The following is a 24,331-nucleotide window of genomic DNA, read 5'->3' as shown; positions in this document are numbered from 1 at the left end:
TTGAGCCTTCGCCTGTGTCCTGCCTTCACGGCGGGGCCAATGGTTTCCAGGAATTTCATGATCATTCGTTTTAGGTCGGCGACACGCGCCCCTGCGTGTCCGCCGTACCGCGTCCGCTCTCCGCGCGTCGCGCGTCGAGCCGAGGCCTTGGCGCTGTCCCAGAACTGTGCGCCGACCGCAGCATGGGCAATTTTACCGGCTCTGGTTTGGCTCTTGAGCGTCTGGGCCGCGCCGGCCGAGGCTGACCCGCAGACGTTCGACGAGGCCCTCGCGCTCGCCGCCGTCAACGCGCCTGGCATCAGAGCCAGCGCCCTGGGCGTCGATGCCGCGCGTGCGGCGGCGCCGGCCGCGGGCCGACTACCGGACCCGCGCCTCACCTTCGGCCTCGACGGGTTCCCGGTGACCGGGCCGTCAGCAGGGCAGTTTGACGAAGACGATTTCACTATTCTCCGGATCGGCGTCGAGCAGGATGTGCCGAGCCGGGCGCGTCGGCGCGCCGAGCGCGAAATCGCCGAGGCGGCAATCGACGTCGCCGGCGCCGAGGCGTCGGTCACACGGCGAGAAGTCCAGGTCGCGACGGGTCTGGCGTGGGTCGACCTCTTCTACGCCAAACGCCGCCTCGCGGCTTTGGAGGACGTGCTGGGGACCCTTCAACCGTTGTGGAGCACTGCACCGGCCGGAGTTGCATCGGGTTCCTACCGGCCAGCGAATGCTCTCGGACCGGTCCAACTCAAGGCCGATCTGGATGATCGCCGCAGCAGTCTGGTCGCCGAAATCGAGAAGGCACGCGCTGAACTGGCGCGCTGGACGGGCGACAGCGACCCCGAAACGGCCGGCCCGCCGCCGCAACTCGACCTTGTCCTGACCACGTTGCAAGGCGGCCTCGCCGAACTACCGCGCCTGCGCGCCTATGGCGCCGCGGCGCGGCGCGCGGACGCCGAGGTCGACTTCGCGCGCGCGGGACGTCGGCCGGACTGGTCCTTTGAGGCCAGCTACGGTCGCCGCGATGAGCGGTTCGGCGACTTATTCTCTGTGGGCGCGAGCGTGCGGCTGCCGATCTTTTCGGGCCAGAGGCAGGATCCGATCATCGCGGCGCGCGCCGCTGATGCCCTGCGGGTGACCGCTGAACGCCAGGACGCCGAGCGCGTGCTGACCGCGTCGCTGCGGAGCGCTTTGGCCGAGCACGCGATGGCTCATGACCAATGGGTCAGGTCGCGCGACGTTGTTCTGCCCAATGTCCTTCAGCGTTCCGATCTCGAAACCGCGAGCTATGCGGCGGGCCGGGCGGGCATCGTTGAAGTGCTCGAAGCCTTCACCGCCGTGGCCAACGCCCGGCTCGACACGCTTGATCGCGAGGCCGCCGTGATGCGCCAAGTGGTCGAGATCACTCTCACCTATGGGAACGACGACCGATGAACGCCCTTCGCAACAAACGCCTGGGCATCGCCATGGGCGCGCTTCTTCTGGTCGGCATCGGCGTCGGTGGCGGCGTCGTCATCGCCCAGCGCATGGACGGCACCCCCGACATGGCCGCCGACGGGGGAGGGGAGCGCGAGATCCTCTACTGGTACGATCCCATGGTTCCAAACGAACGATACCCGGGGCCGGGGAAATCGTCGATGAACATGGAGACCATCCCCAAATATGCCGATGAGGGCGGAACTAGTGCCACCCCCGGTGTCCGGATCGATCCTGCGCTGACCCAGAATCTGGGCGTCCGGTACGCCACAGCGCGCCGCGGCGACCTCGAAGGCGATCTTAGCGCCACGGCGGTGGTCGATTACAATGAACGCGACATCGCCGTGGTCCAGTCGCGCGCGGATGGCTTCGTGCAGCGGGTCTACAACCGCGCGCCGGGCGACGTGATCGCCGCCGGCGCCCCCTTGGTCGATCTGCTCATCCCGTCCTGGGGCGGAGCCCAGACGGAATATCTGGCGGTTCGGCGTACCGGCAATACGCCCCTGATCCAGGCGTCGCGGCAGCGACTGGTGCTGATGGGCATGTCCGAAGCCCTGATCGCCTCGATTGAGCGCAGCGGGCGGGCGCGGAACACGATTACGATCTCGACGCCCACCGGCGGCGTGATCAAGACGCTGGGCGTGCGCTCCGGCATGAGCGTCGCCCAGGGCATGAACCTGGCCGAGATCAACGGCTTGTCCACCGTCTGGCTTAACGCCGCCATTCCTGAGGCCTTGGCAGGCAGGTTGAGGGTCGGCCAATCCGTCGAGGTGGCCCTGGCCGCGTTCCCGGGCGAACGGTTCACGGGTCGGTTGACCGCCCTGTTGCCGGAACTCGTCGGAGACAGCCGTACGGTCACCGGGCGGATCGAGATGGCCAATCGCGGGGGCCGTCTGCGCCCCGGCATGTTCGGCCAGATCACCTTCGGCGGCGGATCGACACCGGCCTTGCTCGTGCCGACTGAGGCGGTGATCCGAACCGGAGAGCGGGACATCGTCATGCTCGCCCTGCCGGAAGGACGCTATCAACCGGCCCAAGTCCGGATCGGACGGGAAGCCGGGGGACAGACCGAAATCCTCGCCGGTCTCAGAGAGGGCGAGCGGATCGTTGCGTCGGGTCAGTTCCTGATCGATTCCGAAGCCAGTCTGTCAGGAGTCGTGGCCCGGCCGATCGGCCAGGCTGCCGCGCCCGCGCCTGCGCCGCGCGGGAGGTCTGTGCAATGATCGCCGCCGTCATTCGCGCCTCGGTCAAGGGGCGGTTCCTCGTCGTTATGGCCGCGCTCGCCCTGCTCGCCGCCGGCCTGTTTGCGGTTCGCAGCACACCGGTCGACGCCCTGCCGGACCTGTCGGACGTGCAGGTCATCATCCGTACCAGCTACCCGGGGCAGGCCCCCCAGATCGTCGAGAACCAGGTCACCTATCCTCTGGCGACCACCATGCTGTCGGTGCCCGGCGCACGAACGGTTCGGGGCTATTCCTTCTTCGGCGACAGCTTCGTCTATGTGCTGTTCGAGGATGGGACGGACCTCTACTGGGCGCGCTCACGGGTTTTGGAATACCTCAGCCAGGTCCAGGCGCGGCTTCCCGCGACCGCCCAACCGGCGCTTGGTCCGGACGCCACCGGCGTGGGCTGGGTCTATGAATACGCTTTGGTCGACCGCACGGGCCGCACCGACCTGGCGCAGCTGCGAAGCCTGCAGGACTGGTTCCTCCGCTACGAGCTGAAGACCGTGCCGGGGGTGGCCGAGGTCGCCAGCCTCGGCGGCATGGTGCGGCAGTACCAGGTGGTGCTCGACCCCGTCAGGCTCGCGTCATACGGCGTCACCCATCAGGCGGTGGTGGAGGCCCTCCAGCGCGCCAACGGCGAGACGGGCGGCTCGGTGCTCCAGCTCGCCGAGGCCGAATACATGGTGCGCGCCAACGGCTATCTGACTGAGCTCGACGACTTCCGGGCCGTGCCGCTCCGCACAGCGGCTGGAGGCGTGCCGATCAGCCTCGGCGACGTCGCAACCATCCAGATCGGCCCCGAGATGCGACGCGGCATCGCCGAGCTGAACGGCGAGGGCGAGGTCGCCGGCGGCGTCGTCATCCTGCGATCCGGTGCAAACGCCCGCGCCACGATCGCGGCCGTCGCCAAGAAACTCCAGACGCTCAAAGCCGGATTGCCGCCGGGGGTCGAGGTGGTGACGACCTACGATCGGTCCCAGCTCATAGACCGGGCGATCGACAATCTGAGCGGCAAACTGATCGAGGAGTTCATTGTCGTCGCCTTGGTATGCGGCCTGTTTCTTTGGCACGCCCGGTCGGCGCTGGTCGCCATCCTGACCCTGCCGCTGGGCGTGCTGGCGGCCTTCCTGATTATGAATCTTCAAGGCGTGAACGCCAACATCATGTCGCTGGGCGGCATCGCCATCGCCATTGGGGCGATGGTCGATGCCGCCGTTGTTATGATCGAGAACGCACACAAACACATCGAGCGATGGGAACACGACCACCCGGACGAAAAGCTGGCGGGCGAGGATCGCTGGAAGGTCATCACTGAGGCGGCCGTGGAGGTCGGACCCGCGCTGTTCCTCAGCCTGTTGATCATCACCCTGTCGTTCATCCCGGTGTTCAGCCTGCAGGCCCAGGAGGGTCGGCTGTTCGCGCCGCTGGCCTTTACAAAGAGCTACGCGATGGCGGCGGCGGCGATCCTGTCGATCACTCTCGTGCCGGTTCTGATGGGCTATCTGATCCGCGGACGGATCCCGGCCGAACAGAGCAATCCGATCAATCGCTGGCTCACGCACATCTATCGCGGGCCACTGGACTGGGTGCTGCATCATCCCAGAAAGACCCTGGTGGCGGCCCTACTGGTCTTCGCCACCACAGCTTGGCCGCTCAGCCAGCTGGGCGGCGAGTTCATGCCGGCGATGGACGAGGGCGACCTGCTTTATATGCCTTCGGCCCAGCCAGGCCTCTCCCCGGCCAAGGCTGCGGAACTGTTGCAGCAGACGGACCGGATGATCCGCACCGTGCCCGAGGTGGCGACCGTGTTCGGCAAGGCGGGCCGGGCGGAGACCGCCACGGATCCGGCTCCGCTGGAGATGTTCGAGACCACCATTCAGTTCAAGCCTCGCGATGAATGGCGGCCCGGCATGACCCCTGAGAAGCTGATCGAAGAGCTCGATCGCGCGGTTCAGGTCCCCGGACTGTCCAACGTCTGGGTTCCTCCCATCCGCAATCGCATCGACATGCTGGCGACCGGCATCAAGAGCCCCGTCGGCGTCAAGGTGTCCGGCGCTGATCTGGCCGCGATGGACCGTATCGCGGCCCAGGTGGCCGAGGTCGCCAGGACCGTGCCGGGCGTGACCTCCGCCCTGGCGGAACGCCTGACCGGCGGGCGCTATGTCGACATCGACATCGACCGGCGCGCGGCGGCCCGTTACGGCCTCAACATCGCCGATGTCCAATCGATCGTCTCGGGCGCCGTGGGCGGGGAGACGATCGGTCAGACAGTCGAGGGACTCGCCCGCTATCCGATCAGCGTCCGTTATCCGAGAGAATTGCGCGACAGCCTGGAGCAACTGCGCGCCCTGCCTGTCCTGACGCCGTCGGGTCAGCAGATCACCTTGGGCACGGTCGCCGATCTCCAGATCGCGGACGGCCCTCCGATGCTCAAATCCGAGAACGGCAGGCTGACCACCTGGGTCTATGTCGACGTCCGGGGGCGCGACCTCGCTTCCGTCGTCGCCGATCTGCGTCGGGCGGTCGCCAGCGAGGTCGATCTCGCTCCGGGTGTCAGCATCGCCTACTCGGGCCAGTTCGAATATCTGGAACGGGCGGCCGAGCGGCTCAAGATCGTGGTTCCCGCCACGCTCGTGATCATCTTCATCTTGCTCTATCTGACCTTCGGTCGCTTCGACGAGGCCCTGCTCATCATGGGCACCCTGCCATTCGCCCTCACCGGCGGTTTCTGGCTGCTCTATCTGATGGGCTTCGACCAGTCGGTTGCGACCGGCGTGGGCTTCATCGCCTTGGCTGGCCTGTCGGCGGAGTTCGGCGTGGTGATGCTGATCTACCTTAAACACGCGCTGAAGGATCGAGGGCCTGATCCCAACCCGGAGCAGGTCGAAGAAGCCGTTCGCGAAGGCGCTCTGCTACGGGTCCGACCCAAGGCGATGACGGTCGCCGTGATCCTCGGCGGTCTGTTCCCGATCCTGATCGGCCACGGCGCGGGGTCGGAAATCATGACCCGGATCGCCGCTCCGGTTATCGGCGGCATGATCACCGCGCCCCTCCTGTCGATGCTTGTCATCCCAGCTGGCTATCTCCTCCTGAGACGCCGGAAATCACGTCCAACGCTAACCCCCACCCAAGGAGCTACCCTATGAAAAACCTGTTCGAGAAGTCGCGCACACTCGCCCTCGGCCTGAGCCTGTCAGCCGGGGCGGTCATCGCCCTGGCGGCCTGCAGTCAGCAGCCAGCAACGGAGACGGAAACCCCAGCCGCCACCAGTTCCGCCGCCCCCGCGCCTGCGGAGATGGACGCCATGGCGACGTCGGCGACCGGAGAGAGGTCCGCGACCGCGCAGGGCGTGATCTCGGCCATCGACGCGGAGGGCGGCAAGATCACGATTGAGCACGAGCCGATCGCGAGCCTGGAATGGCCCGCGATGACCATGGGCTTCGCGGCGTCACCCGCCCTGATCGACCAGGCGAAAGTCGGCGACCGGGTCGAATTCGATCTGGTCGTTACTGGCGGCGCGGGTGAAGTGAAGGCGATCCGGCCGCAATAATCGCCGCCTGATCCAGTCTGGCGCCGCAGGCCGCGCGGCGTCCGGTTCGCGACGCGGCGGAGGGCCGTTGGCTTCTCCGCCGCGTCGAGACTTTTTTGACTCACGAAGGTCCTCGCCCACCCGTCCCCAGTCGCGTGGGCGTCCTGCGAACAAGCTGAACCGCCGCCTGATGGAACGGAGCGTTGGAACTCGCCTTAAAGTATCTGAGTTCGATGATGAAGGAGATGGGTGATATGAGCGACACAAGCGGCCTGACATCGGGGTCAGGCGACATGTCCATGTCCATGTCCTGCCTGCCGAGGACCGTCGATCTGCCTCCTCAACGTCTGGCGGCCGCGTTGGAGCTTCGTGGGCGGTCCCGTCGGTGAACGCCCCGCCCGACGAGCGCGAGACGGTCATCATCACCGGCTCCAGCGGCTTCATCGGCTCGGCCCTCGTCAGGCATCTGTCCGCAAGATATCAGGTGATCGGGTTCGATCGCGATTTGCCGCCACACCCTCCCGCCGAAGCCGAATGCGTCTGCGTTGATCTGACGGACGACGCCAGCGTCGAAGCGGCGTTCCGACGGGTCCGCGTCGCCTATGGCGCGCGGATCGCCTCCGTCATCCATCTGGCGGGCTATTTCGACCTGACGGGCGAGCCCAACAGCAAATATGAAGAGGTCACGGTCAAGGGGACCGAGCGGCTGCTGCGCGCCTTGCAGTCCTTCGAGAGCGAACAGTTCGTCTTCGTCAGCACGATGCTGATCCATGCCTCCACGACGCCGGGCGTTCCGATCAACGAGCAGTCGCCGCTCGACGGGTCGCTGCCGTATCGAGACAGCAAGATCCGAACCGAACAGTTGATCCGCGAGCAGCGCGGCGCGATTCCGGCCGTCTACCTGCGTCCGGCCGGCGTCTATGACGATGGCGGTCACTCCGCCTTTCTGGCCCAGCAGATCGCGAGGATCAACGAGAGGCGTCTGAGTTCTCACGTTTATCCGGGAAGTCTGGCCACCGGCCAGCCCTCGCTTCATCTCGACGATCTGCTCGACGCCGTCGAGCGCGTCATAGACCGGCGGGCCGCGCTCCCGCCTGATCTGCCCGTGCTGTTGGGCGAGATCGACGCGATGAGCTACGACGATCTGCAGCGCGCTCTGGGACGCCTCATCCATGACGAAGCCTGGGAAACCCATTCTATTCCCAAGGCCGCGGCGAAGGCGGGGGCCTGGGCCCAGAACACGGTTCTGGACGAAGACACCTTCATCCGTCCCTGGATGGTCGATATTTCAGACGACCACTACGCGCTCGATCTGACCCTGGCGCGCCAGTTGCTGGACTGGTCGCCTCGACGCTCGCTTCGCGAGAGCCTTCCCGTCATCGTTCAAGGCCTGAAGGACGACCCATATGCCTGGTATCGCGCCAATGGCTTGAACGCGGCCCGCGTCGCGGACGACAAGGCCGAGAAAGCGGCCGCCCGGCCGCACGACGTGGCGCCGGCCGAACATCAGCAGATGATCCACGACCATGCCAAGGGCATGCGCGGCATGCATTTCGACATGCTCTGGGTTCACTGGCTGACCATGGGACTGGGACTGTGGCTCGCCACGGTCCCGTTCGTGTTCGGAACCTTTACCCAAACGGAGTTCTCGGCCGCGATCCTCAACGTCACGGAGGAACGTGGCCTTTGGGATCCAGCGCTGCGGAATGCGTTGACGGGCTGGAACGACCTGATCTGCGGCGTGCTGATCATGATGTTCGCGACCTTGTCCATGTCGCCCAGAAACGGCTGGGCCCAATGGGCCAACGGCGCCCTCGGGGTCTGGCTTCTCGGCGCTTCGCTCCTCTTCTGGGCGCCGAGCGCCGCGGTCTACGCCAACGACATGCTGGTCGGAGCGCTGGTGATCGCCCTGACCCTGCTCATCCCCATGATGCCGGGAATGAGCATGGAGGGGATGATGGACGATACCGACACTCCGCCGGGCTGGAGCTACTGCCCATCGACCTATCTTCAGCGCATGCCGATCATCGTCATGGGCGCGATTGGCCTGGTGCTTTCGCGGATGCTCACCGCCTACCAGCTCGGACATATCGACGGTGCCTGGGACCCGTTCTTCAACGTCCCCGGCGGGCTGAACGGCGCCGAATACATCATCACCTCGGACATGTCGAAAGCCTGGCCGGTGGCCGACGGGGGCGTGGGCACCATGATCTACATGATCGAGATTCTGATGGGGGCCATGGGCGGTCGGGCGCGGTGGCGCACCATGCCATGGATGGTTCTGCTGTTCGGCGTCATCGTGGTGCCGTTGGGCGTCGTCAGCATCTATTTCATCATCATGCAGCCGATCGCCATCGGCACCTACTGCACACTCTGCCTGGCCGCGGGCTTGGCCATGCTGATCATGATTCCCTATTCACTCGACGAGCTGGTCGCGATGGGGCAGTTCCTCGTGCTCAACAAACGGCGGGGCAGACCCCTCTGGTCGGCCTTTTTCCGGGGCGACGCCTTGCCCGGCGGGACCATCGACAGACATCCCGGTTTTGGCGATCCCCTGCCGGCGGCTTTCGCCTCGTCGATCCGGGGGGTCAACCTTCCCTGGACCCTCGTGGCGAGCGCGTTGCTCGGGGTCTGGCTGATGTTCTCCCGGGCGTCGCTCGGATCGGTTCCACCCATCGCCGACAGCGATCATCTCGTCGGCGCCCTGGTCGTCACGGTCGCCATCATCGCGATGGCCGAGGTCGCGCGACCGTTGAGGTTCGTGAACGTGCTTTTCGGGCTCTGGCTGATCGTCGCGCCATGGCTGCTGCAGGGATCGAATGTCATCGGCGATGTCGCGGGCATGGCCGCCGGTTTGGCGCTGATCGCCTTGAGCTTGCCGCGCGGGCGTCGCAGCCAGGAGCACTACGGAAGTTGGGATCGGCTTATCGTTTGAGCGGTCGTCTCATCGACGGGCCATGACGCCGGGCTCATAAGCCCCACCCGGGTGAATCTTTGTCGGCGACCGGACAGATACCGCTGCTGAGCGAGGACCAAAGGACCAGGGGATGGGGGGTTCCCTATTCAACCTGAGCCTATTGGGTGCTTTTACGCCGCAGCAACGAGCGGCGTCGTATCATCCTGGCTAGGGGCGCGAGCACGAAAATGCCGCCAAGGGCCGCGCCAAAACCAGCAGGGGCTTCGACTGGCTTAACCAACCCAAAGCAGCCACCACTCCCGTGACGAGCGCAGCGGGACCCAAACAGCAAACCACCGTTAGCGGACACACGAACAGGAACGCTACGAACGCTGCTACGGTTTTGTCACTCACGCCACTTCTCCGGATCTGAGCTCGCGTAACCATGCGGCTGCATCGCTTCGAAACGGAGATGGGGTCTGTAGGCCCTACAGATTCAAGGGCATTGGCTCAGCGAACTGAGTCTCCTCGCCCGCGGGTCCGGTTCTGACGAAAGGTGAGGTGACAGCGGGTGCGAGCCTGAGAGGCCCGGTACTCATTGCCCGTCGTACCGGAGAGAAGGGAACTCAAGCCGCGCCGCCGAGTCTCCTTTTCGGCGGGGACGCCAGATCCCAGATCGACACGGCGATCATCAGCGTGAGGCCTGGGTAAAGAAGCCATGCCGTCGGCCAACCAAAGCTCGCCATCAGCAAGGCGGCGGCCAATGCCAACAGAGGTCCGACCATGCCCAGGATCATTCTTGACCATCGCCGATGACGCAGTCCGCCGGCCACGTTGGCCGTCAACGCGATAACCGCGAACAGAGGGAGCAGGTAGCGGATGAAGACCCCTTCATACTGACTCAAAAAGCCCAGACCCAAGGCGGCGGCCAAGCTGCCGAGGGCCGGAAAGCACGCCGCGCAGCCCATGGCCGCGACAATCGCGCCGACGACGCCCGCTTTGTCAGCCGTGCGGGTGATGGGTTCTTGGAGCGACATAGTTATTCCTCGGATTACTGGAGTATGGCGATCTAAGCTCAGCGGACGCGCGCGTGTCAGCCGTGATGAACCACCCGAATGAGGTCTGTAGTCCCTACAGATACAAGAGCGTTCTCGTCTTTTCGAAGTTTGTTGAGTCGATTGCGCGGCGAGGCACGACGCGTTGTCTGCGAACGCTGCCAGAGCTCAAGCCGCGGCTTCCCGGATGTGTCGGACCAGCCGACGGCGGGCAGAAGCCTGTTCACGGCGCCGGCGGGTTTTCGACCCGGGAATCAAACAGAGCCTCCAGGATCGGGCAATCCGGCGTGGCGCCGTCGGCGCAGCGAGCGACCATCTCGACGAGCACCTTTTCCATTTTCCGCAGGGCAGCTAGCTTGGCCCGAACATCGCCCAGATGGGCGGCGGCGACCACGCGCGCTTCCGCGCACGGAAGATCGCGCTGTTCGGCCAGTTCGAGTAGATCCCTGATTTCATTCAGCGTGAACCCTAGGTCCCGGGCCCGGCGGACGAAATTGAGCCGCAGCAGATGGCCGCGGCCATAGAGGCGGTGTCCACCCTCGCTGCGAGCCGGGGCGGGCATCAGGCCGATCTTCTCGTAGTAGCGCACGGTCTCGATGTTGACCCCGGTCCGCCTCGACAGTTCGCCGATGGGGAGGCGTGGGGCCGTATCGCGCAGGGCCAATTTGTCCATCATGGATTTTGCCTCTTGTATCTGTAGTGACTACAGACCCTACCTTGTGTCCATCGACCCGTGAAGGCGTGAGGAGTGTCCATGGCGGACGGCAAGGAAGATATCAGCGGACCCCCGGCGCCGGCCGGCGAACCGACCGGTCGCGCGTGGCTTGTCGTCGGAGGACTTGCCGCCGCGATCGGGGCGACCTCTTGCTGCGTGTTGCCCCTTGCGTTGTTCGCGCTCGGGATCAGCGGGGCATGGATCGGCAACGTCACGGCGCTGGCCCCCTACCATCTCTATTTCATAGCCGCCGCCGTGGTCTTTCTGAGCCTCGGCTTCTTCAGGGTCTACCGCCGGCCCCGGGCCGCATGTGCTGAAGACGTCACTTGCGCCCGGCCGACTTCGACGCGTCTCGTCAAGATCGCGCTCTGGACGGCGACCCTGCTCGTCGCCCTCGCTCTCGCATTCCCCTATGTCGCGCCGCTGCTGATCGGCGCCTGATTTTTCCCCCGGAGACTTCGATCATGACCCTTTCGATCCGCGCCGCCCTCGTTTTCGCGGCGACTCTCTTCACCGCGGATGCCGCCCTGGCCGCCGAACGCACCGTGAGGCTCGACGTCAACAATGTGTCCTGCGTGACGTGCGCGCCCATCGTCCGGCGCACGATCTCGCGCATCCCCGGCGTTGAATCGGTGACCGTCACCGTGACGCCGGGCGGGAATGGACAGGCCGTGGCGACGGTAACCTACGATGACGCCCGAGTGACGCCGTCCGCCTTGGCCCTCGCGTCGACCAGGGCCGGCTATCCGGCTCGTGTTCAGGCGCGCCGATAGGCATTATCGGCTTGGAAGACGGCATTCGATCAGCTGTCGCGGGGTCGAATCCCCTCAGCAGACGCTTGTGACGGCATCCTGCTCTCGCCGCGACTTGACGCAGGCCAGGATGTCGGTTGGACGCCGCTTCGTCGGCGGCAGAGTCTATTCAGAAAGATCCAGACAGTATGAGTGATTGTTGCACGCCCTCACAGGATATCACCAAGACCTACGATCTCGTCGTGGTCGGCGCCGGCTCGGCCGGCTTCTCGGCCGCCATCACCGCAGCGGAACAGGGCGCCCGGGTAGCGCTCGTCGGCGCCGGAACGATCGGTGGGACCTGCGTGAACGTCGGCTGCGTCCCGTCCAAGGCTTTGATCCGGGCGGTCGAACCGCTTCACCAGGCCCGGGCCGCGAGCCGTTTCGACGGCGTTCAGGCCTCGGCCGCCATCACGGACTGGTCTGAGACGGTTCGCCAGAAGGACCGGCTGGTCGATGACCTCCGCCAGGCCAAGTACGAGGATGTTCTGCAAGGCTACGACGCCATCACCTACCATGAAGGCGCGGCGCGTCTCGTCGAGGGCGGCGTGGAAGTCGACGGCGTCCGGCTCATCGCCGGCAAGGTCATTATCGCGACCGGTTCACGGCCGGGGATCCCGGCGATCCCCGGCATCGAGTCCGTGCCCTATCTGACCAGCACGACCGCGCTCGAACTGGAGGCGTTGCCCCGATCGATGCTGGTGATCGGCGGCGGCTATATCGGGGCGGAACTGGCCCAGATGTTCAGTCGGGCGGGCGTCAAAGTCACCATCGTCTGCCGGTCCCGCCTACTGCCCGAGGGCGAACCCGAAATCAGCGAGGCGCTGCAACGCTATCTCGCGGACGAGGGCGTCACGGTCGTGGCGGGCGCCGTCTACGGGTCCATCAACGCGTCCGACGAGGGGGTGTCACTCAGCCTCACGCGATCCGGCGTCCCGGAAGTGATCACCGCCGAGCGCGTTCTGATCACGACGGGCCGGGTTCCCAACTCGGACGGGCTGGGGCTCGCCGAGATGAGGATTGAGATCGCACCAACGGGAGGCATCATCATCGACGACCGGATGCGCACGACACGGGCGGGCGTCTATGCCGCAGGCGATGTCACCGGGACGGACCAGTTTGTCTATATGGCCGCTTATGGCGCGCGACTGGCCGCTAGGAATGCTTTGGACGGCGACACCCACGTCTACGACAACCGCGCCATGCCGGCGGTTGTCTTCACCGATCCGCAGGTGGCGACGGTGGGGCTCACGGAAGCCGCCGCGCGGGCGGCCGGACATGATGTCCAGACTTCGATGATCACCCTGGACCACGTGCCTCGCGCGCTCGCGGCCAGGGACACGCGCGGGCTCGTCAAGCTGGTGGCGGATCGCGGCACGCGGCTACTTCTAGGCGCGCACATTCTTGCGCCGGAAGGGGCCGACAGCATCCAGACCGCGGCGGTGGCCATCAAATGCGGCATGACGGTGGAGCAGTTGGGCGACACGATCTTCCCCTATCTCACGACCGTCGAGGGCCTGAAACTGGCCGCGCTGACGTTCAACAAGGACGTCAGCAAACTGTCTTGCTGCGCCGGTTGAGCGGCAAGACGCGATGCTTCCGCTGTGACACCCATCGGCTGCTGTGCGCCTGATCCGATGATTTTCGGCGTCCTGGGACTCATGCTCGTCATCACGGTTGGGGCGGGTTGGCTGATCACGCGCCTCGTCAGGATCGGCGTCACGCGTCGCGGGTTCGTCGGGCGTACCTCTAAGACCCATCGACAATCGCAAGCATCTTCGCCGCCCAGGGGGAACCTGAAGCAACTCCAGCTTCGTTGCCCTCCCGAGAGGTCATGTCTCGGCTGTCGCACCGCGCCACCGTCGGGCGATGGACCTTCTGGAGCGTCAGGAAGCCGAGCAATGCGCGACTCATCGAGAACGCTGGCGGCGGACATCGTCATCGGCGTCGTAGCCGGCCTTGTCGCCACCAAGGTGACCGACTGGGCGCAGACGGCGCTCTACAGCGTGACGCCCGCACCGGTCGGAGAAAAAGAGGAACGTGTTCGACCCGGCCCCCCGGCGGAAATCGCGGCCCAGGACATGGCGAACCGGCTGGGCGTTCGACTGGATGAGAAGGCGCGGGCCCGCGCCGGCAATGCGGTTCACTACGCCTTGGGCGCGCTTTGGGGACCCATCTACGGGCGACTTCGGCGCAACACCCGCATAGGCGCTTCCGGCGCCGCGTTCGTCAGCGGCGCGACCATGTCGCTGATGATCGACGAAGGCCTGACGCCTGCGTTGGGCTACAGCGCGCCCAACCGTGACTACCCCGTGCTCACCCATGTTCGAGGGTTCGCGGGGCACCTTGTGTTCGGCGCCGTCAATGCGGCCGTGGCGGAAGCGCTCTACCGCCTGGTGGATGCGAGGGATCGCCGGCCAGTCCAGCGATTGTGGATCGAGGGCGACGGATTCAATCGAGCGCGGGGTCTGCGTCGATGACCAAGGAATACGATCTCGTCGTGATCGGGTCAGGAACCGCCGCGATGGTGGGCGCCATGCGCGTTCGGGCGGCCGGCCGCAGCGTCGTGGTCATCGACTTTCGCCCCTACGGCGGTACATGCGCGCTCCGTGGGTGTGATCCAAAGAAGATGTTGATCAGCGGAGCGAGCGCCGCCGATCACGCGCGGCGGATGCGCGGCAAGGGCGTCGCCGGCGATACCCATATCGCCTGGGCCGACCTGATCGCCTTCAAGCGGAGTTTCACCGATCCCGTCCCGGAAAAGCACGAGGAACGATATCTCGAAAAAGGCATCGACACCTTCCATGGACGGGCGCGTCTCACTGGTCCGAACAGCCTTGAAGTGGACGGGGAGACACTGACGTTCCGGAACCTGCTCATCGCAACCGGGGCCGAACCCGTGAAGCTCGACATCCCCGGCGAGGCGCATCTGGTCACCAATGAAGGCTTCCTCGAGCTGGATGAGATGCCGAAGCGCCTCGTTCTGGTCGGCGGTGGCTATATCGCCGCCGAGTTCTCCCACATCGCCGCGCGGGCTGGAGCCGAAGTCGTCATCCTCCAGCGCAGCGAGCGGCTGCTTCCCCAGTTCGATCCCGACGTGGTCGGCTGGCTCATGGACAGCTTTCGCCAACTCGGCGTGGATGTGCGCCTCGAAACGATGGTCGAGAGCATCGAGCGGACGAGCGACGGCTTTCGGGTGCATGCCCGCGCCAATGAGCAATCGCTCACTTTCGACGCCGACCTGGTGATCCACGCCGCTGGTCGGGCGCCCGCATTAGGCGACCTCGGCCTCGACGCGGCCGGGGTCGAGCACGACATGGGTCGCCTAAAACTCAACGAATTTCTCCAGAGCGTTTCCAATCCGGCCGTCTATGCAGCGGGTGACGCGGCCCAGGTCGGACCGCCCCTCACGCCGGTGTCCAGTCACGACGCCAAGGTCGTCGCGGCCAACATTCTGAACGGCAATACGGAGCGGCCGAACTACATTGGTGTCCCCAGCGTGGTCTTTACCATCCCGCCCATGGCGGCGGTCGGGCTGACGGAACAGGAGGCCAAGGACCAGGGCCTTTCCTACCGCGTCAAAAGCCAGAAGGCGTCGGACTGGTTCACCGCGCGCGCTGCGGCTGAACCCACCTACGGCTTCAAGGTGTTGGTCGAGGAAGGATCCGAGCGGGTGCTGGGGGCTCATCTCGTGGGACCGAATGTGGACGAGGCGATCAACCTGTTCGCCCTGGCGATCCGTCATGGGCTGACCGCCGATGACTTGAAGTCGACGATGTTCGCCTATCCGACCGGGGCCTCCGACATCGGCTACATGCTGTGATCGGCCGCGACGCGATTGCCGACGTCGGGCCAGCCGGGCAACGTCCGGCCGGCGCTGTGCCCGCGCCCGCGGTCCCGGTGAGCGGCCATGATCGCGGTGTCCTTGTTGGCGATGCTGTGCATCGCAAGCGGGATCGGTTTCACGCCCGCCATTCGGGGTTCGATGTGTCGCTGGCCGGCGGAAGGTCAGGTCGGACGGCCGAAGACGCCTAACGCCCGCCTTCACGGCCACCGGCCGCGCGGAGGACGTCGCCGACGCGACGTCCGTTCATCCGGCATGAAGCGATGACCCGGTCATGGACGATGACCCGGCCGTTCCGGCCCCGAACCGCGACGCAATCGATCCGGCGGCGGCCCACCAGACGGATCAGGCGGTCGCGGTCGGCCCGGCCGGTGGGGCTGCGCAGTTCGGCGGCGTCGAAATCCGAAAGCCGCACTTCGATCCAGGCGGCGGGGTCCGCAGTGTTTCCCAGGCACAGGCTGTCGCCGTCGCCGACGTAGCGCACCATGCCCGCGAAGGCCTCGCCGGCGCGCTCGGGCAGCCGTCCCTCGCACGGGTCGGCCTGCGCGACCGCCGGAAGCAGCAGCAGTCCGGCGCTGATCAGAAGCCATTTCATCGGCCCAGGGTGGCGCGGCGCCGGGCCGGGGACAAGCCCGGCGGGGAGAGAAAGGAAGGCCGGACGGCCGGCGCTCCGTGGTGGAGCGGAGAAGGAAACCGCCATGAGACCGACCCCAACCCCGACCCTGATCCGGGCGCCGGCCCCCGAACCAGGCGGGCGCCGTCCAGCGGCGGCCCTCGTCCCTGCGGCGCTGGACGATCAGACCTTGCTGGCCCTGATATTGGAGCGGATGGACCCGGAAACGGATTCAGCGAGACTCGCCGCCGCCTTGCTCGCACGGTTCGGGAGCCTCGGCGGCGTCGCCGGCGCGGCGCCCGGTGAACTGGCCCAGGCGTCCAGCGCCGGGTCCGCCCTCCGGGCCGAGCTGACGCTTCTGCGCGAGTTCGCGGTCCGGCTTGCGCGCGCCGAAGCCTGCCGCCGCCCGGTCATCACGTCCTGGACCGCGCTGGTGGCCTATGCGCGGGCGGCGCTCGCCCATGAGCCGCGCGAGCAGTTTCGGACCCTTTTTCTGGATCGGCGGAATATCCTGCTCCGGGATGAAATGACCGCGGACGGAACTGTTGATCACGCCCCGGTCTATCCGAGGGAGGTGATCCGCCGGGCGCTGGAGTTGTCGGCTTCCGCCTTGATCCTGGTCCACAATCACCCCTCCGGCGACCCGGCCCCATCGCGCGCGGACATCGACATGACGCGCCAGATCGTCGAGGCGGCGCGTGTCTTCAACATCCAGGTCCATGACCACCTCATCGTCGGACGGGAAGGCACGGCCAGCTTCAAGGCCCTCGGCCTGATCTGAGGCGGCTATGACCTTGCATCGCATCGTCGCCGCCTTGGGCGGCGATCTCTATTCCGGCGGACGGCGCGCCAACGTTCCCGCGCCCGGTCATAGCGCGCAGGATCGCTCGGTCTCGCTGCTGCTGACCGAAGACCGGATCGTCATTCACGGCTTCGGCGGGGCGGACTGGAGGACCGTACGCGATCATCTGCGTGACCGGGGCTTCATCGACGTCGCCGGCCGATTGACCGGCGGTGGGCGAGCGAGCCCGTCGGCTCCAAGGCCCGATCCCCGCCTTCGTCTCCGGACGGCCTCGGATCTCTGGGCCGGTTGTCAGGGCCTGGACGGCGGGGATCCCGCCGATCGCCACCTGCGTCGTCGCGCCGTTCAAGGCGCCGCCGCCGCGTCGAACCTCGGCTTCCATCCGGAAACGCCGATCTCCGTCTACCGACCCAGCGGCCGGGGTCGCCCCGCCCTGATCGCGCGGATCAGCGACAGCGAGGACCGGCTGACGGCGGTGGAGCTGACCTATCTGGACCGGAACGGGCGTCTCGCCTCGGGCCTGCGACTGACGCGAAAGACGGTCGGTCTGGTTCCGGCCGGCGCCGCCGTTCGCCTGGCTTCGGCGGCTGCGGAGATGCTGGTCGGCGAAGGCGTGGTCACGACCCTGTGCGCCATGGACCGCTTCCAACTTCCGGGTTGGGCCCTGATGGCGGCGAACAACCTCGCGGCCTGGACGCCGCCCGCGCGGGTGCGCCGCGTGCTGATCGCCGCCGACCGGGGAGCCGCGGGCGAGGGCGCCGCGGCGCGGCTTCGACGCCGCCTCGCGCCCGGCGGTCTGGAGGTTCGCGTCGTCCTTCCAGACCCGCCGTTCGGCGACTGGAACGAGGCGGCGGTCGCCGCGGCGAAAGGAGGGAAGCGAGGGTCCTGATGGGCGCCGGAGCGGCGGGGATGGGCCCCGATGCCCGGCAGGAGAGTCCCCATGACCGACCTTGTTCCTGTCAGCATGCCCGCGGTCGTCGTCGCGCGCGACGAACGCACCGTCCGCCTCGGCGACATCGGCATCGCCCGCGAGAATCTGCGATTCAATGAGCCGCCGGATGACGACATCCCGACCCTGGCCGCCACGATGAAGGCCGCCGGCCAGCTGCAGCGCCTCACCGTCCGCCCCGGCCGCGGCAGAAAAGAGGAGCCCTGGATGGCATTGGACGGCCGCCGTCGTCGCCTGGCCCTGGGCTTGCTGCTGGACGCGGGGGAGATCGACGAGACCTACCCGGTCACGGTCTATGTCGAGACCGATCCGGCCCGCCAGGCGGCGGCCGTCCTGTTGACCAACACGGCCGTGCCCGTTCATGTCGCCGATATCATCGCCGCCATCGGCCGGATGCTGAAATCCAGGCTGACGGTGTCCGTGATCTCCCGGGCTCTCGGTTACGCCGAGATCGACGTAAAGCGCCTGGCCGCCCTGGCCGGGCTGCCGCCGGCCGCCCTCGCGGCCCTGAAAGCCGGGCGCATAACCCTCAAACAGGCCCGGCTGCTGGCCCGTCTGCCGGACAAGGCGGAGCAGGCCGAGCTCGCCGAGGCGGCGCTGGACGGGCATGGATTTCAGGATTGGCGCATCACGGAACGGCTCGACGAAGGGCGGGTCACCGCCCGGGACCGCCGCTGCGCCCTGGTGGATTCGGTCCGCTATGGAGAAGCCGGCGGCCGCACCGAGGCGGATCTGTTCGGGGAGCTGGCGCCCGTATTGCTCGATCCCGACATCCTGACCGACCTGTGGATCCGACGGGCGCGCGCCATCGCCGCCGTCTTCGAGGCCGAGGGGATCGCGGTGCATGTCACCGCCGGACCCGAGCCTGAATTGCCCGACGACCTGGAAGCGCTGGGCTATGTCTACGGCGGCCAGCTTCCGGCTGAAGACATGGCGCGTTACCGGGCCCAGCGCGAGGTGTTCAATGAGCGGGCGGAGACGGCCCGGCGGGCTCTCTCGGAGGCCGGCGACCCCGAGACCGAGGACGCCGCCATCGTCGCCATGATCCGCGCGCGTGTGACGGCGGACCAGACCGGCTGCGGCGGGCGGGTGGTGACGACGATGGTGATGTGGCCCGCCGCCGGCACGGGCGTCGATGTGCGCTGCTACACGCCCGAGGAACCCGAGATCGAGGAGGACGGTTCGACCGGGAGCGGTTCACCGGACCAGGCGTCCGCGCCGCCGGCCTATGTTCCTCCCGAAGTGGCGGCGCCCGCGCCGGAGATCGACGGCGTCAACCATGCCCTGCACGGCGTGCGCACCGACGTCGCGACGCGGGGACTGATCCGCGCCCTGGCCGATGACCCGGGCGCCGCCCTGACCGCCTTGATCGCGCGCCTGTTCACCGTTCTGGTGCTGCGCACCCATGTGGCGCGCCCGGACTCGGCTCTGGCCATCCTCGCCACCGGCTTCAATCCGGCCGGCGGGCGGGTGATCGAACCCCTGGACGGAGAGGTGCGCCAGCGGCTCGACGATCGCCGCGCGACCTGGCAGGCTTCGGGCGAGACTGTCATCGCCTGGGTTCATGCGCTGCCGCATGGCGAGAAGATGGGTCTGCTGGCCGAACTGACCGCGATCAGCCTCGACGTCCGCGAGGAACGCACGACCCTGATCCGGCGCAGCGCCCGCGCGGAAGCGGCTGAACTGGCCGCACTCTGCGCGGCGGACGTCACCCTGCACTGGACGCCTGACGCGCCCTTCCTTCAGCTTCACTCGAAGGGGCTGCTGCTGGGGATGCTCGAGGCCATGGGGGCCGAAGACGACCGCGCCAGGTCGCTGAAGAAGGCCGAACTGGTCGACTGGGTCGCCGAACAGGCGGCGTCGCGGACCTGGGCGCCGGCCGGCCTGTCCTGGGCGGGCTCGCCGCAGGACGATGCCGACGAAGCTGACGACCGGTCCATCGACGAGCAAGACCCTGCGTTCGACGACGACGGGGTTGGGGCGTTCGCCGTCACCCCGGCCGGTGAGGCCGCGCTCGATCCCGCCGCCGCCTGACCGCCAGTCTTCCTGACGGACGCCGCCCCGGCTCAGCCGGGGCGGCGTAGTCGTGCGAATCCCTGGCGCGGAAAAGGCGAGGAAAGGGCGGGGCGAGGCGAGCCTGCAGGACCGGGAGGGAGGCGCCCTCCGCTCCAGGCTGCCGGAGCCTTCGCCATGTCCTCGACCCCCAACCTGTCCTTGTTCGCCGATCCGGCCGCCGGCGATGCCGCCGCCATTATCCTCGCTGCCGCCCGGGCGCTGGCGGCGCATCTGGCGCGGTCCCGTCCGCTCGACCGCAAGCTCGTCGCCGCCATCATGACGACCGCGTTCGGCGGGTCGGACGCCGAGGGCGTCTGGGCCTGGCGCGACGCCTATGACGCGATAGAGGCGGCGACGGTCCTGCAGGTCCGGCGTCTCGCGCCCCAGGTCGGTCGTCTGGAAGACGCGCCGGCGGAGATCACCGCCCTGCTGGCGGCCGTCTCGGCGCTCGGGCTGACCCAGTCCCGGCGCAGCGAGGCGCAGGTCGCGTTCGATCAATTCTCGACGCCGCCGCATCTGGCCGCGCTCGCCGTCCTGGCCGCCCAGGTGCGTCCCGGCGACCGCGTCCTCGAGCCCTCGGCTGGAACGGGCCTCATCGCCTCGGTCGCGGAGGCCTGCGGCGGGGTGCTGAGCCTGAATGAGCTCGCGACCGGTCGGGCCGACCTCCTCGACGGGCTCTTTCCGGGCGCGGACCGGACGCGCCACGACGGACGCCATATCCATGACCTGTCCGCGGGCTCGGGCGAATTCGACGTGGCGGTGTGCAATCCGCCGTTCTCGAACCTGGCCGCCCATCTGACGGCGGCCCTGAAGGCCCTGGCCGACCATGGCCGGTTGGCCGCGATCGTCCCCCTGAACGCCCTGACGGACGCCGCGCTGCTTCGCCGCCTCTGCGAGGTCGGCGCCGTCGTGAGCCGCATCGCCTTGCCGTCCGGCGGTTTCGCCAAACATGGGACCTCCGTTGAGACCGGTCTGCTGGTGATCGACCGCGCCGAAGGTCCCGCGGGCGCCGCGCCGCTCCAGAGCGCTGATGACCTGCAGAGCGCGGCGCGGATGACAGGGGCGATTTCGCCGCGGATCGGCGCCAGGCCGCGAACGCGCCTGCCGGTGACGATAGACGCCCTGCTGGGACCACGCGCGCGAGGCCTGGCCTTGCCCTCCGGCCGGCTGGCCTTTCTGGGTGGGGCTGGGGCCCTGACCTATGAGGTTCGCGCCTGGACGGGGGAGGGTCGCGATGTCGGGCTATACCAGGCCCACGCCCTGGGGCGGATCGTTCTGCCCGAGCCCCGCCTGCATCCGTCGCCTCTGGTCGAGTCCGGGCCCATGGCCTCGGTGGCGCCGCCGGCGCCGACCTATCGACCGGTCCTCCCTCCGGCCATGCGCGACCAGGGCTGGATCTCGGACGCCCAGACCGAGATGGTCATCTACGCCGGCGAGGCCCACGCCGCGCATCTGCCCGGACAGTGGCGGCTGGACACGGCGCCCCACCATATGGTGCTCGCGCCCGAGGACCAGGAGGACGCCGTCCAGCTGCGGCGCGGCTTCTTCCTGGGCGATGGCACCGGCTGCGGCAAAGGCCGCCAGATCGCCGCCGTCATCGCCGACAACATGAGCCAGGGCCGGGTGCGCGCGCTATGGCTGTCACGGAACGACGCCTTGCTGGAGGACGCGCGGCGCGACTGGGCGGCGATCGGCGGCGGCGCTCATGACATCGTGCCCCTTTCGAGCTGGAAACAGGGGGACGCCATCCGGCTCGACCGGGGCATTCTGTTCACGACCTATGCGACGCTTCGCCAACCGGCGCGGGGCGCCCGTCAATCGCGGCTCGACCAGATCATCGCCTGGCTCGGCGCGGATTTCGACGGCGTCATCGCCTTCGACGAGGCCCATGCGATGGCCAACGCCGCGGGTGGCGGCAAGGGCGCGCGGGGAACGAAGAAGGCGTCGCTGCAGGGGATGGCCGGTCTGGCGCTGCAGAACCGACTGCCCGATGCGCGGGTCCTCTATGTCTCGGCGACCGGCGCCACCACCGCCGAGAACCTGGCCTATGCCGCCCGGCTGGGCCTGTGGGGCGGGCCGGAGGCGCCCTTCATGTCGCGGGCGGATTTCCTGGACGCCATGGACCGGGGCGGGGTGGCGGCGATGGAGCTGGTGGCGCGCGAACTCAAGGCGCTCGGCCTCTATGTGGCGCGGAGCCTGTCGTTCGAAGGGGTCGAATACCAGCCGCTGGTCCATCCCCTGACGTCCGACGACATCGCGATCTGGGACGCCTGGGCCGACGCCTTCCAGCTGATCCACGCCAATCTCGCCGAGGCCTTGAAGGCCGTCGGCGTCAACGACGAGACGGGCAAGCCCAGGAGCGGCCAGGCCGCGTCGGCGGCCCATTCCGCCTTCGAGGGCGCCAAGCTGCGCTTCTTCGGCCATCTGCTCGCGGGGCTGAAGGCGCCGAGCCTGGTGGCGTCGATCCGGGAGGATCTGGGCCACGATCGCTCGGCCGTGGTCCAGATCGTCTCGACCAATGAGGCGGTGATGGAGCGGCGGCTGGCGTCCGTCCCGCCCGAGGAATGGAACAACCTTTCGATAGACATGACCCCGCGTGAATATGTCCTCGACTACCTGCGCGAGGCATTCCCGATCCACCTGATGGAGGCGGTCGAGGGGGAGAGCGGCGAGGTCACCCTGGTTCCGGTCATGGACGACGGCCGTCCGGCCGTCAGCCAGGAGGCGCTGGCCCGGCGCGAGAGCCTGATCGAACAGATGGCCTGCCTGCCCGCCGTGCCGGGGGTGCTCGACGCCCTGTTGGAGGCCCTCGGCGCGGACGCCGTCGCCGAGATCACCGGGCGGTCCCGGCGGGTGGTCGTGCGCGACGGACGCAGGCTGGTGGAACGGCGCGGCGCCTCGGCGGCGCGCGCCGAGACCGACGCCTTCATGAGCGGCCGCAAGCGGGTGCTGATCTTCTCCGACGCCGGAGGCACCGGACGCAGCTATCACGCGGACCTGTCGGCGGCGAACCGGCAGCGCCGGGTCCACTATCTGGTCGAACCGGGCTGGCGGGCCGACGCCGCCATCCAGGGGCTGGGTCGCAGCCACCGCACCCACCAGGCCTCGGCCCCGCTGTTCCGGCCGGTCACGACGGACATCCAGGGCGAAAAACGCTTCACCTCGACCATCGCCCGCCGTCTGGACACGCTCGGCGCGCTCACGCGCGGCGAGCGCCGAACGGCCGGGGCGGGCCTCTTCCGGGCCGAGGACAATCTGGAAAGCCCATGGGCGCGCCGGGCCCTGCTGGTCTTCTACGGGGCCCTGGCGTTCGGTGAACTCGCTGCGATGACGCTCCAGACCTTCATGACCAGGACGGGTCTCAAGCTGCTCGACGCCGACGGCGGACTCAAGCCGTCCGACGACCTGCCGCCGATCCACACCTTCCTCAACCGCCTGCTGGCGCTCAGGATCGCCGACCAGAACGCCTTGTTCGAGGACTTCGACCGCATTCTCTCGGGCATCCTTGAGCGCGCCGCCGCGTCGGGGGATCTGGACCGTGGACTTGAAGACATCGAGGCGGAGGAACTGGCGGTTCTGCACCAGGAAACCATCCGGACCGATGTCTCGACCGGCGCTGAAACCGCCCTGGTCACCTTCTCGCTCAGGGTTCGTCGCGACATCCTGCTCTCCCATGACGCGCTGGCCCGGGCCGCCGACGTCGCCCATCAGCTGGTCGTAAACGCCAAATCCGGCCGGGCGGCGGTCGCCGAACTCGGCCTGACCACCGCCACGGACGAGGACCGGCTGGTCGCCGCCGTTCGCCTGGTCCGGCCGGATGGACGTCAGACCCTGCCGGAGAGGACCTTCGAGGAATCGGCCTGGAAGCCCGCGGCGACCGACGAATGGCGCCGCGTCTGGGATGAGGAGGTGGCGGGAGCCGACCCCTGGCGGACGCGCGAGCTCACGCTCGCGACCGGTCTGCTGCTGCCGATCTGGGGTCGGATGCCCGCGCGCGGCTGTTCTGTGCGTCGGGTCAGGGCGCCGGACGGCCGGCGCTGGCTGGGGCGTGTGCTGGACCAGGTCCAGGCCCGGAGCCTCAAGGCGAGCCTCGGCCTGACCGATGTCGGCGAGGCGTGGTCGGACGGGGCGAGGACCGCCGCCACCTTGCTGGATCGCAACGTCCAGCTCTCGCTGGAAGGCGGCCTGTGGCTCAAGCGGTCGCGGGTCATGGACCGCTGGCGGATCGAGGTGGTCGGTGGGCGGACGGACCGCGACGCCCTGGTCGCGCTCGGGTGCTTCGTCGAGATCATCGCCTTTACGCCCCGGGTGTTCGCGCCGACGGATCGGCCTGAGGTGGTGGAGGCGGTGCTGCGCCGCCATCCCGTCCAGACCGTCCTCGACGGAGCGGCCGCCTGA

General features: G+C 67.8%; 18 protein-coding genes. 14 read left to right on the top strand and 4 right to left on the bottom strand.

The window, feature by feature from the left end; translation table 11 throughout:
• Positions 1-213 precede the first annotated feature (213 nt).
• The 5 genes from BrevBR_RS01100 (at position 214) to BrevBR_RS01080 (ending at position 9,148) form a co-directional block, all read left to right on the top strand.
• Positions 214-1,416 carry a TolC family protein gene (locus BrevBR_RS01100; RefSeq protein ID WP_339999647.1) on the top strand — a complete coding sequence of 401 codons (1,203 nt, stop codon included), beginning with the start codon at positions 214-216 and terminating at the stop codon, positions 1,414-1,416.
• Positions 1,413-2,681, top strand: a complete 1,269-nt coding sequence (locus tag BrevBR_RS01095; protein WP_292062248.1) for an efflux RND transporter periplasmic adaptor subunit — start codon at positions 1,413-1,415, stop codon at positions 2,679-2,681. Before BrevBR_RS01100 ends, BrevBR_RS01095 begins: the two co-directional genes overlap by 4 nt.
• On the top strand, positions 2,678-5,830 hold the full coding sequence (locus BrevBR_RS01090; RefSeq protein ID WP_292062247.1) for an efflux RND transporter permease subunit: 3,153 nt from the start codon (positions 2,678-2,680) through the stop codon (positions 5,828-5,830). Before BrevBR_RS01095 ends, BrevBR_RS01090 begins: the two co-directional genes overlap by 4 nt.
• Positions 5,827-6,234: a copper-binding protein gene (locus tag BrevBR_RS01085; protein ID WP_292062246.1), complete on the top strand. Its 408-nt coding sequence runs from the start codon at positions 5,827-5,829 to the stop codon at positions 6,232-6,234. The genes BrevBR_RS01090 and BrevBR_RS01085 overlap by 4 nt, the downstream gene beginning before the upstream one ends.
• A 364-nt stretch (positions 6,235-6,598) precedes the next feature.
• Positions 6,599-9,148: an NAD-dependent epimerase/dehydratase family protein gene (locus tag BrevBR_RS01080; protein ID WP_339999646.1), complete on the top strand. Its 2,550-nt coding sequence runs from the start codon at positions 6,599-6,601 to the stop codon at positions 9,146-9,148.
• 587 nt (positions 9,149-9,735) lie between these two features.
• Here the strand turns inward: BrevBR_RS01080 and merC are convergent.
• Together merC and BrevBR_RS01070 are read right to left on the bottom strand one after the other, a co-directional pair.
• Entirely contained in the window at positions 9,736-10,146 is a 411-nt protein-coding gene (merC, locus tag BrevBR_RS01075; RefSeq protein ID WP_292062244.1) for an organomercurial transporter MerC, read from the bottom strand.
• 241 nt (positions 10,147-10,387) lie between these two features.
• Positions 10,388-10,837, bottom strand: a complete 450-nt coding sequence (locus BrevBR_RS01070; protein WP_292062274.1) for a MerR family transcriptional regulator — start codon at positions 10,835-10,837, stop codon at positions 10,388-10,390.
• Positions 10,838-10,918: 81 nt separating this feature from the next.
• Here BrevBR_RS01070 and BrevBR_RS01065 point away from each other — a divergent pair, with 81 nt between their 5' ends.
• The 5 genes from BrevBR_RS01065 (at position 10,919) to BrevBR_RS01045 (ending at position 15,493) form a co-directional block, all read left to right on the top strand.
• Positions 10,919-11,320: a mercuric transporter MerT family protein gene (locus BrevBR_RS01065; protein WP_292062243.1), complete on the top strand. Its 402-nt coding sequence runs from the start codon at positions 10,919-10,921 to the stop codon at positions 11,318-11,320.
• Between the two features lie 23 nt (positions 11,321-11,343).
• Entirely contained in the window at positions 11,344-11,652 is a 309-nt protein-coding gene (locus BrevBR_RS01060; protein ID WP_292062242.1) for a heavy-metal-associated domain-containing protein, read from the top strand.
• Positions 11,653-11,768: 116 nt separating this feature from the next.
• Entirely contained in the window at positions 11,769-13,250 is a 1,482-nt protein-coding gene (gene merA / locus BrevBR_RS01055; RefSeq protein ID WP_339999645.1) for a mercury(II) reductase, read from the top strand.
• Positions 13,251-13,571: 321 nt separating this feature from the next.
• Positions 13,572-14,150 (top strand): hypothetical protein, encoded by a 579-nt coding sequence (locus BrevBR_RS01050; RefSeq protein ID WP_292062240.1) that lies wholly within the window; start codon positions 13,572-13,574, stop codon positions 14,148-14,150.
• Positions 14,147-15,493 (top strand): dihydrolipoyl dehydrogenase family protein, encoded by a 1,347-nt coding sequence (locus BrevBR_RS01045; RefSeq protein WP_292062239.1) that lies wholly within the window; start codon positions 14,147-14,149, stop codon positions 15,491-15,493. The genes BrevBR_RS01050 and BrevBR_RS01045 overlap by 4 nt, the downstream gene beginning before the upstream one ends.
• Here the strand turns inward: BrevBR_RS01045 and BrevBR_RS01040 are convergent.
• Both BrevBR_RS01040 and BrevBR_RS01035 read right to left on the bottom strand, forming a co-directional pair.
• Entirely contained in the window at positions 15,481-15,645 is a 165-nt protein-coding gene (locus tag BrevBR_RS01040; RefSeq protein WP_292062238.1) for a hypothetical protein, read from the bottom strand. The two genes, BrevBR_RS01045 and BrevBR_RS01040, sit on opposite strands and share 13 nt — an antisense overlap.
• Before the next feature lie 56 nt (positions 15,646-15,701).
• Positions 15,702-16,109, bottom strand: a complete 408-nt coding sequence (locus BrevBR_RS01035; protein WP_292062237.1) for a nuclease — start codon at positions 16,107-16,109, stop codon at positions 15,702-15,704.
• A 103-nt stretch (positions 16,110-16,212) separates the two neighbouring features.
• Between BrevBR_RS01035 and radC the strand changes: the two genes are divergently transcribed.
• The 4 genes from radC (at position 16,213) to BrevBR_RS01015 (ending at position 24,331) form a co-directional block, all read left to right on the top strand.
• Positions 16,213-16,908 carry a RadC family protein gene (gene radC / locus BrevBR_RS01030; RefSeq protein ID WP_292062236.1) on the top strand — a complete coding sequence of 232 codons (696 nt, stop codon included), beginning with the start codon at positions 16,213-16,215 and terminating at the stop codon, positions 16,906-16,908.
• A 7-nt stretch (positions 16,909-16,915) separates the two neighbouring features.
• Positions 16,916-17,818: a toprim domain-containing protein gene (locus BrevBR_RS01025; protein WP_292062235.1), complete on the top strand. Its 903-nt coding sequence runs from the start codon at positions 16,916-16,918 to the stop codon at positions 17,816-17,818.
• A 51-nt stretch (positions 17,819-17,869) separates the two neighbouring features.
• Complete coding sequence (locus BrevBR_RS01020) at positions 17,870-19,912, top strand: ParB N-terminal domain-containing protein (protein ID WP_292062234.1); 2,043 nt, start codon at positions 17,870-17,872, stop codon at positions 19,910-19,912.
• Between the two features lie 156 nt (positions 19,913-20,068).
• On the top strand, positions 20,069-24,331 hold the full coding sequence (locus tag BrevBR_RS01015) for a strawberry notch family protein (RefSeq protein ID WP_292062233.1): 4,263 nt from the start codon (positions 20,069-20,071) through the stop codon (positions 24,329-24,331).

It is taken from the genome of Brevundimonas sp. BR2-1 (assembly GCF_037626195.1).
In the GTDB taxonomy this organism is placed as follows: Bacteria; Pseudomonadota; Alphaproteobacteria; order Caulobacterales; family Caulobacteraceae; genus Brevundimonas.
Note: the sequence above shows the minus strand (reverse complement) of the source record. Positions and strands in the feature narration are given on the sequence as shown.